Genomic DNA, 12,157 nt, shown 5'->3' with positions numbered 1-12,157 from the left:
GGCGTAACGATCTGGGCACTGTCTCAACGAGAGACTCGGTGAAATTATAGTACCTGTGAAGATGCAGGTTACCCGCGACAGGACGGAAAGACCCCGTGGAGCTTTACTGTAGCCTGATATTGAATTTTGGTACAGCTTGTACAGGATAGGTAGGAGCCTTGGAAGCCGGAGCGCCAGCTTCGGTGGAGGCGTTGGTGGGATACTACCCTGGCTGTATTGAAATTCTAACCCTCGCCCCTTATCGGGGTGGGAGACAGTGTCAGGTGGGCAGTTTGACTGGGGCGGTCGCCTCCTAAAGAGTAACGGAGGCGCCCAAAGGTTCCCTCAGAATGGTTGGAAATCATTCGCAGAGTGTAAAGGCACAAGGGAGCTTGACTGCGAGACCTACAAGTCGAGCAGGGACGAAAGTCGGGCTTAGTGATCCGGTGGTTCCGCATGGAAGGGCCATCGCTCAACGGATAAAAGCTACCCCGGGGATAACAGGCTTATCTCCCCCAAGAGTCCACATCGACGGGGAGGTTTGGCACCTCGATGTCGGCTCATCGCATCCTGGGGCTGTAGTCGGTCCCAAGGGTTGGGCTGTTCGCCCATTAAAGCGGTACGCGAGCTGGGTTCAGAACGTCGTGAGACAGTTCGGTCCCTATCCGTCGTGGGCGCAGGAAATTTGAGAGGAGCTGTCCTTAGTACGAGAGGACCGGGATGGACGCACCGCTGGTGTACCAGTTGTCTTGCCAAAGGCATCGCTGGGTAGCTATGTGCGGAAGGGATAAGTGCTGAAAGCATCTAAGCATGAAGCCCCCCTCGAGATGAGATTTCCCATCACTTTATGTGAGTAAGATCCCTAGAAGATGACTAGGTAGATAGGTCAGAGGTGGAAGCATGGCGACATGTGGAGCTGACTGATACTAATCGATCGAGGACTTAACCAAACGAAAAAGCGGAGGCGGCTCGTTCAGAGACGACAAGCATTTTCGGGGCAAGCAGAGAGGGTGTACTTCCCTCAGCTGATTGATCCGGAAATGACCTCGAGTCTCTAGCCGCCGGAGCTGGATTAATACGATACCGGTATACTTGACATCAATTCTTTATCTAGTTTTCAGGGAACAAAATTCTCTAAAAAAGTACAAAAAAAGTCTTGAAAAATCTTTTAAAGACGATATAATAGTACTTGTCCTTTAAAAAGACATCATAAAATTTGTCTGGTGACTATAGCGAAGAGGTCACACCCGTTCCCATGCCGAACACGGAAGTTAAGCTCTTCAGCGCCGATGGTAGTTGGGGGCTCTCCCCCTGTGAGAGTAGGACGCCGCCAGGCAAATCGTTCCGCAGTAGCTCAGTGGTAGAGCTATCGGCTGTTAACCGATCGGTCGCAAGTTCGAATCTTGCCTGCGGAGCCATATGGAGAGCTGTCCGAGTGGCCGAAGGAGCACGATTGGAAATCGTGTAGACGGTTAACGCTGTCTCAAGGGTTCAAATCCCTTGCTCTCCGCCATAACATTTTCACCTGGCCCGTTGGTCAAGCGGTTAAGACACCGCCCTTTCACGGCGGTAACACGGGTTCGAATCCCGTACGGGTCACCAATCTTGTCTCACATACATACTGGAGGATTAGCTCAGCTGGGAGAGCATCTGCCTTACAAGCAGAGGGTCGGCGGTTCGATCCCGTCATCCTCCACCATATATCTTTCATGAAACGCAGCAAAGTGCAATGTCACTCCTTATTAAAAGGAAAGCGTAAACACTGAAATGAAATTATTATCGTCGCGGGGTGGAGCAGTTCGGTAGCTCGTCGGGCTCATAACCCGAAGGTCGCAGGTTCAAATCCTGTCCCCGCAATACCATTGGTCTGGTAGTTCAGTTGGTTAGAATGCCTGCCTGTCACGCAGGAGGTCGCGGGTTCGAGTCCCGTCCAGACCGCCATTTTTCCTGAATGGTTTTAACTTAATACGGCTCAGTAGCTCAGTTGGTAGAGCAATGGACTGAAAATCCATGTGTCGGCGGTTCGATTCCGTCCTGAGCCACCATCTATTCACCAAGTGCCGGTGTAGCTCAACTGGTAGAGCAACTGACTTGTAATCAGTAGGTTGGGGGTTCAAGTCCTCTTGCCGGCACCACTTAACAGATGGAGGGGTAGCGAAGTGGCTAAACGCGGCGGACTGTAAATCCGCTCCTTCGGGTTCGGCAGTTCGAATCTGCCCCCCTCCACCAAGATTTTCAACGAAATATCAACAGTATAAAAGAATCATCCTTTGTATTTCATAGGGGCATAGTTTAACGGTAGAACGAAGGTCTCCAAAACCTTTGGTGTGGGTTCGATTCCTACTGCCCCTGCCAATTTTATTATGGCGATTGTGGCGAAGTGGTTAACGCACCGGATTGTGGTTCCGGCATTCGTGGGTTCGATTCCCATCAGTCGCCCCATAATAGTCACATTATCAATTCTGTGACATATATTATCAATGGGCTATAGCCAAGCGGTAAGGCATCGCACTTTGACTGCGACATGCGTTGGTTCGAATCCAGCTAGCCCAGTATTTTGCGGAAGTAGTTCAGTGGTAGAACACCACCTTGCCAAGGTGGGGGTCGCGGGTTCGAATCCCGTCTTCCGCTCCATTCTTAAGGCGCCATAGCCAAGTGGTAAGGCAGAGGTCTGCAAAACCTTTATCACCGGTTCAAATCCGGTTGGCGCCTCCATAAGAATGCCGGTGTGGCGGAATTGGCAGACGCGCACGACTCAAAATCGTGTTCCTCTGGAGTGCCGGTTCGATCCCGGCCACCGGTACCATTTGCGGGTGTAGTTTAATGGTAAAACCTCAGCCTTCCAAGCTGATGTCGTGGGTTCGATTCCCATCACCCGCTCCAATAATACATATGATAGACCTTCTCGTTTCGAGGAGGTCTTTTTTATTATTCATGTGGTGGAAATTTCTAGCTGAAGAGGATCTGGCAATGGGAAAGGAATGCTGTGTTATTGCAGGAGTTCGTTTGTTTTTACAATAATTATAAGTAGCACAATAACCTGGAAAGTGGCACAATAAATAGAAATTCAGGCACAATTAAAGAAAGATTGGGCACAATAATAAAAAATCCGGCACAATTAAATAAGTACCAATAGAAATCAATCCGCCACCACTCGAAATTTACTCTCGAAGATGTGTAAAAAACAGAATTTTGTTCTCTTTTGCTTCAATTCACGCAATTTCAACCTATTTTTCATCGAAACAGCTTTAGACCTCATAGCTAACGAGGCACGGCCCATTTCTAAAATCTAATATTCCGCCTCTACTACTCAATTCAAATCAAATAACTAGTCCACATCAAATCTAAATCCATATCCATATCCCAATCCCAAATACCACACCAAACCCAAACCAATAATTAAACAAGTCAAAATATTGCACCTTCTTTGTCAATTTTGTTGCCCTAATAAATACCTGCTTCCCTTTATAATGAAAGAAAGCGTTTACAAGAGAAGGGGTGGTGATATGTGTGGAACCAAAATTGAAGACTGGACCGGTAAGTACCCAGGCACAGATCAAAGCAGTGCCAAAGAAGAAGTTTAAATATAAGAGCTTGTTGACGTACGCTGCCTTTGTAGGGCCTGCACTTATCTTTTTCCTGGTGATTCAGATTCTTCCTTTTTTAATGGGAGTCTATTATTCTTTTACTTCCTGGAATGGAGTCAGTTCTGTTGTAGAGTGGGTCGGGTTTGATAATTATAAGCAAATATTTACGGATGACAAAACATTTTTCAATTCATTTATGTTTACGACGAAGTTTATGTTTGCCGCCGTTATCATTAGTAATTTGATTGGATTTGGATTTGCATTGCTATTAAATGCGGCGCTTAAAACACGTAATATTCTGCGGACGGTATTTTTCATACCGAATGTCATCGGCGGTTTATTGTTGGGCTTCATCTGGCAGTTCATTTTCGTAAAAGGATTTGCTTCGGTGGGAAACATGACGGATATTGCATTCTTCAAGATGCCGTGGCTGGGAGATGAAAAGACGGCTTTCTGGGGGATTGTCATCGTGTTTGCATGGCAGATAAGCGGGTACATGATGGTCATTTATGTCGCAGCCTTGCAAGGGGTGGATAATTCCCTCTTGGAAGCAGCAAAGATTGATGGTGCATCGAATTGGACACTTTTGACGAAGATCATCATTCCATTGATTCTTCCCGCTTTCACGATTTGTTTCTTCCTGACGATCTCAATGGCCTTTAAGATATTTGATTTGAATATCTCGTTAACAGGCGGCGGCCCTTTTAATTCCACTCAGTCTGTTGCCATTAATATTTATCAGGAAGCATTCCAGAATAACCGTTACGGTCTCGGGACCGCAAAGTCGATTTTGTTCTTTGTTGTCGTAGCGATCTTCACGACCTTCCAGGTCATGATGACGAAGAAGAAGGAGGTTGAGGCATAATGGGCAATCGGTATACAAAGAAGACGTTTGTACTTGAGATTATCGGGATCGCGCTGGGTATCCTCTTCCTGATTCCTTTTTACTTCGTATTTATTAATTCTGTTAAACCATTTGCGGCCATTCTCATTGATGCTGCAGCATGGCCGGAAGAATTCATGTTTTCGAACTATGCTAAGGTGTGGGACATCATCAACTTTCCAAGGGCATTTTGGAATTCCGTTATTATTACGGTAGCAAGTAATATCGGATTGGTCATCATCAGTTCAATGGCCGCATGGAAGATGGTGCGTACTCCAGGAAAGTTCAGTAAGATTCTGTTTGTCATCTTTGTATCGGCGATGGTCATCCCGTTTCAGACAGTGATGATACCCCTTATGAAACTGGGAGGGGCATTGAATTTGACGAACAGCATCCCGGGGCTTGTCATTATGTACTTTGGGTTTGGAGTTCCGCTTTCTTTATTCCTTTTTCATGGATTTGTGAAAACAGTCCCGGTTGAAATAGAGGAATCAGCGATGATAGATGGATGCAGCCAGTTTGGTGTGTTTTGGAGGATCGTTTTTCCGCTCCTTAAGCCGATCACGGTAACAGTCATCATCTTGAATACTCTTTGGATTTGGAATGATTACCTGCTGCCGCTCCTTGTTTTACAGGATGCTGAGCTGAGAACGATACCGCTTGCTGCAAGTTCATTCTTTGCACAGTATACGAAGCAGTGGGATATGGGGCTTGCGGCATTGGTGCTGGGTATTGCGCCAATTATTGTATTCTTCCTATTTTTACAGAAACATATCATTAAAGGAATTGCTTCTGGATCCATTAAGTAGATATAAAGGTCCTGTATACCATACAGAACTTTATATACAATAAATTTATATCAAGGGGGTAAAACCAGTTATGAAACGCATTCTTTTATTATTCACGTCACTGATTTTAGTTTTTGGTATCATTGCGGGATGTTCATCTAAAGAATCTTCATCAGGTGGTGACGGAGATTCAAAATCAGGTGATGATGTCGTCACTCTTAATTTTTTCCAATTCAAAGTGGAAATTGCTGATCAGCTTCAGGAGATGATTAAGGAATTTGAGGCTGAACATCCAAACATCAAGGTGAAGCTTGAAACTGTTGGAGGCGGTGCGGACTATGGTGCTGCCCTTAAAGCGAAGTTTGCTTCTGGGGAAGAGCCTGATATTTTCAATAACGGCGGATTTAAAGAATTAGAACTTTGGCAAGAGAAGCTGGCAGATCTCTCCGGTGAGCCATGGGTGGAGCATGTTCTTCCTATCGGTAAAGTCCCAATGACAGCTGAAGACGGCAAGCTTTATGGTATGCCGGTAAATTTGGAAGGCTATGGGTTCGTGTACAATAAAGATTTATTTGAAAAAGCCGGCATCAAAGAAACTCCAAAGACAATTGATGAATTGAAGGATGCATCCAAAAAGCTTGAAAAAGCAGGAATCACACCGTTCTCAGCAGGATACGGCGAATGGTGGGTAATTGGACAGCATTTACTGAACATTCCATTCGCTCAGCAGGATGATCCAGAAGCGTTTATTGCAGGATTATACGATGGATCTGAAAAGTTCGCAGGCAATGAGAAGTTCAAGCAATTCAAAGAAGTACTTGATACAGAGCTTAAATATGCTAATGATAATCCATTAACAACCGATTACAATACCCAAGTGACGCTATTCGGATCTGGTGAAACAGCGATGCTTCAGCAAGGTAACTGGACGGAGAACATGATCACTGAAATCAACCCAGAAATCAATATGGGCTTCCTTCCAATTCCATTAAGCAAGGACGACAGTGCAAACCGTCTGCCTGTCGGTGTACCGAATAACTGGGTATTGAACAAAAACTCGGAACATCTGGAAGAAGCCAAAACATTCTTGAACTGGATGGTTACTTCTGAAACAGGAAAACGTTATATAACAGAGGAATTTGCTTTCATCCCGGCATTTGATAACATCGAGCCTGCCGGTTTAGGTGATCTAGGTACGTCAATCCTTGACTACTCTAAAGAAGATAATACAATTCCTTGGACTTGGTTCCAATGGCCGGATGGCGCAAACAAAGAATTTGCTGCTGCCATTCAGGAGTACGCTGCAGGGAAGATCGACTACGATACATTACTGGAGAGATTCCAGCAATCCTGGGATAACCTGAAGTAAAACAGAATAAACGGAAGCATGTCTATAAAGGCATGCTTTCTGTTTATTCTGCTATTTAAAAATGGATGCTTGATAAGCATTTTAAGAACCAGAGGACAACTTTCATGCTAAAAACTATAAAAAATTTTCAAAGCAAATCGTAATGTAAACTGTTTCCAGCTATTAAATTGGGGTGCAAGACGAAGACTCATGCGGGAGGCACGGCCAAATGTGAGATCCCACAGGTACGGCCGGGGGAGGACCAAGGACTACACGCGGAAAGCGAAATCATTCATGGAAATTAACAGCGTTGTTTAACAGATGCTCCTTTATAAAGAAATTTCATTATTTTGAAAAAACTCTTCATGTATGTACAAGTAGGTATTATACTAGGTATAAGCAAAATGTGGAGGACCGTCCCTCATGTTAAAGACCAGTATTCGAAACAAATTAATTGTGCTCCTTTTGATCACGACCATAGTACCTTTTGGGAGCTCTATTGTTATTACATATTTGTACACAAAGAATTCGATTGAAGAACAGGTGGTTGCAGAGAGCAGGAATTTGCTGTATCAGGGGAAAATAAATTTAGAGAGTTATATCAATGAGTTAAATGACTTGACTCTGTCTCTCTATAATAATCCGGATTTCATCAACTACATGAGAAATCCGGATCAGGGGAATGATTACTTATCGATCGGGATTGTGAAGAATGTGGTGCAAACGATATTATACACCGGAGACACCATCAATGGGGTACGGATCTCGTTTACTGAAGACGACAGGGTCATATCTGCTACAAAGCGTTCTACCGTTGTGTTTTCAAGTGCTGGGAAGAATACAAATGAAGAAGCATTTTTAAGGGCGGAACGCAGTCCTTATAATATGTATATTGAACCGGAGTTTCCACAGCAGGAAAATGAAATCAAGCGTTCAAGAAACATCATCACGGTTCACAGAGCGTTCAGGAATATCCCTGATGATGAAGTGCTTGCTTATATATCCCTGGATATTTCACCAGAGAAGATCATTGATTTGAGCCGGAATCTCTATATAGGCGGGAAAGAGGAATTTTATCTGTTAACCCCCCAGGGAGAAATGATTTACGGTTCAGATCTTGATGTGACAGACGATAAGAACAACCAGCAATGGATTAAACAGATTGTGGAAGAGAAAGAAGGAGAAGGTACGCTTGAGTGGAAGGAAGACGCCTTCAATGGTGTAATCATGTATGACCAGCTTCCACTATCAGCAGGCGGATGGATACTCGCAAAGCGGGTCAGTTATGCAAATCTTTACGAAAGCGCATTCAGTGTGGCGAAGATTAATATATTGTTTGGTATTCTTGGTCTGACACTTGTCGTTCTGGCAACACTTTTCGTATCATTCAAGATTACATCGCCGATCCGTGTCCTGCTCCGTAATATACAGCAGGTAGAGAAAGGAAATATGAATGTTCAGTTCCCGTCGTTCGGGACGGATGAGATCGGTTTGCTTGGTTTCCGATTCCAGCAGATGATCGAACGGATCAATACCTTGATCAACCGAGAATATAAGCTCGAGCTAGAGAATAAAAACAATCAATTAAAGGTGCTGCAGTCACAAATCAATCCCCACTTTTTGTACAATGCACTACAGTCCATCGGAACGGTCGCATTAAAGAATAAAGTGCCGCAGGTCTACACGCTTATTACGTATCTCTCTAAAATCATGAGGTATGGGATGAATATGGAAGAAGATATGGTACCGCTTAAGAAGGAAATCAGTTATACTAAAGCGTTTCTGCTTCTTCAAAAAGAACGGTTCGGCAAGAACCTTGATTACTCTGTTGAAGTGGATGATTCGATCAAGGATGCAGCGGTGCCTAAGATGATTCTCCAGCCGATCATTGAAAACTATTTTAAGCACGGGTTTGATATCAGGGATGGGATCGGCAGAATCGAACTGGTTTGCAGGAGGGAAGATGAAGAGCTCGTCATCACCGTTCGCGACAATGGCATCGGTGTGACAGATGAACGTCTTGAAGAAGTCTATGAACATTTCAAAGCGTCAGTCTTAAACAAGATTGGTGAAGCCACTAATATCGGATTGAAGAACGTGTATGTAAGGCTGAAGCTTTATTACGATGATCAAGCAATCCTGCTTCTTGAAAACCCAGACGGAGGAGGCTTTATGGTCACCATGAAGCTGCCAATGAAGATGGAAGGTGATTCGGATGAAAGCAATCATCATTGACGACGAAAAACATGTGCGTGAGGGATTACTTTTATTAGCGGATTGGGATAAATTCGGGATTCGAACCATACTGGAGGCAGAGAATGGCGAGCAGGCGAAGGAGCTGATCAACAAGCACCGGCCTGAAATCATTTTCACCGATATGAGAATGCCGAAGCTTGACGGGATCAACCTCTTAAAGTGGTTAAATTCTTCCGGAATCAAAAGCAAGACGATCGTGATTAGCGGCTATGATGACTTTGAGTATATGAGAAATGCAATCTATTATAAAAGCTTTGATTATATCCTGAAACCGATTGAACCCGAAATATTGAATGAAACACTTGAGAAAGCAGTCAATGAATGGAATGAACAGGCGAGGTCGAGAAAAACCCATGTGGAAGAAAGCCGGGTCGTGAATGAGGTGAAACCGCTGTATTGGGACCGCCTGTTTTCAAATTTGTGCAACACAGAAGAATTGTCAACTGCAGCAGAAGAAAAAATCCTTTATGAATTCGGTGTGGGGATTGGGAAAAGACAGAAGACAATTGGACTCATACCCATCAAACCGTCTGTTATGAAATGTTTTCGCGGAGACAGGGATCTGGCATCCTTTACGTTGGCGAATATATGCAACGAACTCCTTAGGAAAAATAATGACGGTGTCTGTTTCAGGAATATAAACAAAGAAGAGGAGCTTGTCATACTCTTTTGGAATGATAAGAACATTAAATTCCTACTGAATGAATTCTATGCATCCATCTATCAATTCAACAAAATTTGCTTGACGATTTCTTTAGGGGAAAAGTCGATGAATATCCAGGAGGCATATACATCTGCATGGGAAGTGTACATGAAACATGACTTAAGGAAGACCGGGAAAATCATCACGTCCCATGATGTAAGTTCTAGACCGATTCTTCACTTGCTGGACTATTCAAATGAGTTGAAATGGATGATCCGCACCGGAAGTTCATCCGGCGTGGAGGAGTCCCTTCAAAAGATTTTTGGTTCTATTGAACATAAGCATACGCTATCCCGCGAGCAAATTCAGGTCTGGGAAAGTCAGTTTGATTTACTGAGAAATAATTGGTTAAAAGAATACGAGATTGAAAGCCAGTCAATATTAAACAAGGGGAGTGATTATTGGAGAAGAGACGGCTCTTTCTCAATCGGGAGTTTCAAAGACGAAAAGATGAAGCAATTCAAAGAGTTGATACAGACATTGACAAGCAAGAAATATCAGACTGAGAAGAACAATATGCAGAGAATCGAGGAATACCTTCAGCAGCATTATCAGGACGAAGTGAATCTGCAGGAAATTGCTGATACATTTTTCTTGAGCAGGGAATACATTTCAAGAAAGTTCAAACAGGAATACAAGCTGACGATTACGGATTATTTAACGAATATCCGGATGGAGAAAGCGATGAAGCTATTAGAAAATCCATATCTGAAAATATATGAGGTCGCCTATGGCGTAGGGTACGGAAATGAGAAGTATTTCAGCAAAGTGTTCAAGAAGCAAGTAGGGAGTACGCCCAATGAATTCAGGCAGTCCCTTCTAAAACATAACTGATGGAGGTTCAATCATGGTAAACATTACAGTATGGAATGAAAATCGTCATGAACAGAAAAGTGAAAAGGTGCGCGAGGTATATCCGGACGGAATCCATGGAACGATTGCATCATTCCTGGGGGAAGAATCATTTAATGTGAGGACCGCGACCCTGGATGAAGAACAACATGGATTGACAGATGATGTCCTGAAATCAACGGATGTTCTCCTTTGGTGGGGGCATATCGCCCATGAAGAGGTTTCAGATGAAGTAGTGGAAAAAGTGAAGCAGCGTGTCCTTGACGGGATGGGGTTGATTGTCCTGCATTCCGGTCATTTCTCAAAAATTTTCAAAGAGCTGATGGGAACGTCCTGTGACTTGAAATGGAGAGAAGCGGATGAAAAAGAACGCATCTGGATTGTGGATCCGAGTCACCCGATCACTGCGGGGCTTGGGGAATACATCGAACTTGATAAGGAAGAAATGTACGGCGAGCATTTTGACATCCCGTCACCCGACCAACTGGTGATGGTGAGCTGGTTTGAAGGAGGCGAAGTATTCAGGAGCGGCTGTACTTATCAGCGGGGGAACGGGAAAATCTTCTACTTCCGTCCCGGGCATGAAACTTACCCGACATATTACAACCGTGAAGTCCAAAAAGTAATCATCAATGCAGTGGAATGGGCAAAGCCGGTAAACCGCAGCAGACCCGTTTATGGAAATGCGGAGCAGTTGGAAGAAATCAAAGGATTGAACGAAAGGGAGGAAGTAAAATGAGTAAATTAAAGATTGGTGTAATCGGTTGTGGAAGTATCGCACAGCATCGTCATCTGACTGAATATGCAAGCAATAAAGAAGTTGAGATCATAGCAGTGTGTGACATTGTGGAAGAACGGGTTAAAAAGACAGCCGATATATATGGGGCTGAAGCTTATACAAATTATAAGGAGCTGCTTTCAAACCATGAGGTTGAAGCGGTAAGCGTGTGTACACCTAATTATTTGCATGCACCGATCTCGATTGCAGCACTGAATGCAGGCAAACATGTACTATGTGAAAAGCCGATGGCGACATCCACTGAAGAAGCAGAGAATATGATTGCAGCAGCTGAAAAAAACAGCAGGAAGTTGATGATTGCTCATAATCAGCGCTTTGTTCCTTCTCATCAGAAAGCAAAGGAACTGATTGAAAAAGGTGAAGCAGGAAAGATATACAGTTTCCGTTCAGCATTTGGTCACGGAGGTCCTGAAGGCTGGAGTGTTGACGGTAAAGAAAGCTGGTTCTTTAAGAAAGATGAAGCATTTATCGGTGCGATGGGAGATCTCGGAGTACATAAGACCGACTTGCTTCGATACGTACTTGGTGAGGAATTCGTAGAAGTGGGAGCATTTGTGGAAACGAGTGCGAAGGAAAATGCCGATGTGGATGATACAGCTGTCTGTGTACTGAAGACAGAAAGCGGGACGATCGGGACCCTCGCTGCCAGCTGGTCATATGTATCAAAAGAGGACAATTCGACGATTATCTATGGAGAAAAAGCGATTCTCCGCTTAGAGGATGATCCGGTTCATTCACTTGTAGTACAGTACGCCGCAGGTGAAGTGGTAAGATATGAGCTTGGCGGCATCCAGACGAATGAGGACGGCGGTCAGACGAATTCATGTGTAATCGATCTATTTGTCCAGTCTGTACTGGGGGACACTGATCCGCCAGTCAGTGGAAATGAAGGAATGAAGTCCCTGCAAGTCGTATTATCGGCTCTTGAATCAAATGAAACGAAAACAATCGTAAAACTTTAA

Annotated in this window: 7 protein-coding genes, 16 tRNA genes and 2 rRNA genes; all 25 read left to right on the top strand. The window is 44.1% G+C overall.

The features are described from left to right. Window positions 1-929, top strand: a 23S ribosomal RNA gene (locus tag HP456_RS03140); the annotation flags it as partial. A gap of 269 nt (window positions 930-1,198) precedes the next feature. Then, a 5S ribosomal RNA gene (gene rrf, locus HP456_RS03135) occupies window positions 1,199-1,315 on the top strand. A 7-nt stretch (window positions 1,316-1,322) separates the two neighbouring features. Further along, window positions 1,323-1,397: transfer RNA gene (locus tag HP456_RS03130), tRNA-Asn, on the top strand. 3 nt (window positions 1,398-1,400) lie between these two features. Continuing rightward, window positions 1,401-1,492: transfer RNA gene (locus HP456_RS03125), tRNA-Ser, on the top strand. 14 nt (window positions 1,493-1,506) lie between these two features. Next, window positions 1,507-1,581, top strand: a tRNA-Glu gene (locus HP456_RS03120). Between the two features lie 21 nt (window positions 1,582-1,602). Then, window positions 1,603-1,678 (top strand) — tRNA-Val (locus tag HP456_RS03115). Between the two features lie 84 nt (window positions 1,679-1,762). After that, window positions 1,763-1,836: transfer RNA gene (locus HP456_RS03110), tRNA-Met, on the top strand. Between the two features lie 7 nt (window positions 1,837-1,843). Continuing rightward, window positions 1,844-1,920, top strand: a tRNA-Asp gene (locus HP456_RS03105). A gap of 28 nt (window positions 1,921-1,948) precedes the next feature. Then, window positions 1,949-2,024: transfer RNA gene (locus HP456_RS03100), tRNA-Phe, on the top strand. 14 nt (window positions 2,025-2,038) lie between these two features. After that, window positions 2,039-2,114, top strand: a tRNA-Thr gene (locus tag HP456_RS03095). A 10-nt stretch (window positions 2,115-2,124) separates the two neighbouring features. After that, window positions 2,125-2,208 (top strand) — tRNA-Tyr (locus HP456_RS03090). A gap of 52 nt (window positions 2,209-2,260) precedes the next feature. Further along, window positions 2,261-2,334 (top strand) — tRNA-Trp (locus HP456_RS03085). A gap of 11 nt (window positions 2,335-2,345) precedes the next feature. Then, a tRNA-His gene (locus HP456_RS03080) sits at window positions 2,346-2,421 on the top strand. 39 nt (window positions 2,422-2,460) lie between these two features. Beyond that, a tRNA-Gln gene (locus HP456_RS03075) sits at window positions 2,461-2,532 on the top strand. A gap of 6 nt (window positions 2,533-2,538) precedes the next feature. After that, window positions 2,539-2,613, top strand: a tRNA-Gly gene (locus tag HP456_RS03070). A gap of 7 nt (window positions 2,614-2,620) precedes the next feature. Beyond that, a tRNA-Cys gene (locus tag HP456_RS03065) sits at window positions 2,621-2,694 on the top strand. Window positions 2,695-2,701: 7 nt separating this feature from the next. Then, window positions 2,702-2,785: transfer RNA gene (locus HP456_RS03060), tRNA-Leu, on the top strand. Window positions 2,786-2,788: 3 nt separating this feature from the next. Then, window positions 2,789-2,862: transfer RNA gene (locus tag HP456_RS03055), tRNA-Gly, on the top strand. A 672-nt stretch (window positions 2,863-3,534) separates the two neighbouring features. Beyond that, entirely contained in the window at window positions 3,535-4,431 is an 897-nt protein-coding gene (locus tag HP456_RS03050; protein WP_376766186.1) for a carbohydrate ABC transporter permease, read from the top strand. Next, window positions 4,431-5,258: a carbohydrate ABC transporter permease gene (locus tag HP456_RS03045; RefSeq protein WP_172248553.1), complete on the top strand. Its 828-nt coding sequence runs from the start codon at window positions 4,431-4,433 to the stop codon at window positions 5,256-5,258. The genes HP456_RS03050 and HP456_RS03045 overlap by 1 nt, the downstream gene beginning before the upstream one ends. Window positions 5,259-5,328: 70 nt before the next feature. Continuing rightward, window positions 5,329-6,606, top strand: coding sequence for an ABC transporter substrate-binding protein (locus tag HP456_RS03040; RefSeq protein WP_172248552.1), 1,278 nt, complete (start codon window positions 5,329-5,331; stop codon window positions 6,604-6,606). 402 nt (window positions 6,607-7,008) lie between these two features. Next, window positions 7,009-8,820, top strand: a complete 1,812-nt coding sequence (locus HP456_RS03035; protein ID WP_172248551.1) for a sensor histidine kinase — start codon at window positions 7,009-7,011, stop codon at window positions 8,818-8,820. Beyond that, window positions 8,801-10,378, top strand: coding sequence for a response regulator transcription factor (locus HP456_RS03030; protein ID WP_172248550.1), 1,578 nt, complete (start codon window positions 8,801-8,803; stop codon window positions 10,376-10,378). The genes HP456_RS03035 and HP456_RS03030 overlap by 20 nt, the downstream gene beginning before the upstream one ends. 13 nt (window positions 10,379-10,391) lie before the next feature. After that, a complete protein-coding gene (locus HP456_RS03025; RefSeq protein ID WP_172248549.1) occupies window positions 10,392-11,135 on the top strand; it encodes a ThuA domain-containing protein in 744 nt (247 codons plus the stop codon). After that, window positions 11,132-12,157 carry a Gfo/Idh/MocA family protein gene (locus HP456_RS03020; RefSeq protein ID WP_172248548.1) on the top strand — a complete coding sequence of 342 codons (1,026 nt, stop codon included), beginning with the start codon at window positions 11,132-11,134 and terminating at the stop codon, window positions 12,155-12,157. Before HP456_RS03025 ends, HP456_RS03020 begins: the two co-directional genes overlap by 4 nt.

It is taken from the genome of Bacillus haikouensis, assembly GCF_013179555.1.
Lineage (GTDB): Bacteria > Bacillota > Bacilli > Bacillales > Bacillaceae_B > Rossellomorea > Rossellomorea haikouensis_A.
The sequence above is the reverse complement of the archived record's forward strand: the minus strand, read 5'-3'. Positions and strand labels throughout refer to the sequence as shown.

What these genes read in the sequence shown, in the direction of transcription:
- HP456_RS03045 (WP_172248553.1), top strand. Translation starts at nt 4,431, where the DNA reads ATGGGCAATCGGTATACAAAGAAGACGTTTGTACTTGAGATTATCGGG.
- HP456_RS03040 (WP_172248552.1), top strand. Translation starts at nt 5,329, where the DNA reads ATGAAACGCATTCTTTTATTATTCACGTCACTGATTTTAGTTTTTGGT.
- HP456_RS03035 (WP_172248551.1), top strand. Translation starts at nt 7,009, where the DNA reads ATGTTAAAGACCAGTATTCGAAACAAATTAATTGTGCTCCTTTTGATC.
- HP456_RS03030 (WP_172248550.1), top strand. Translation starts at nt 8,801, where the DNA reads ATGAAAGCAATCATCATTGACGACGAAAAACATGTGCGTGAGGGATTA.
- HP456_RS03025 (WP_172248549.1), top strand. Translation starts at nt 10,392, where the DNA reads ATGGTAAACATTACAGTATGGAATGAAAATCGTCATGAACAGAAAAGT.
- HP456_RS03020 (WP_172248548.1), top strand. Translation starts at nt 11,132, where the DNA reads ATGAGTAAATTAAAGATTGGTGTAATCGGTTGTGGAAGTATCGCACAG.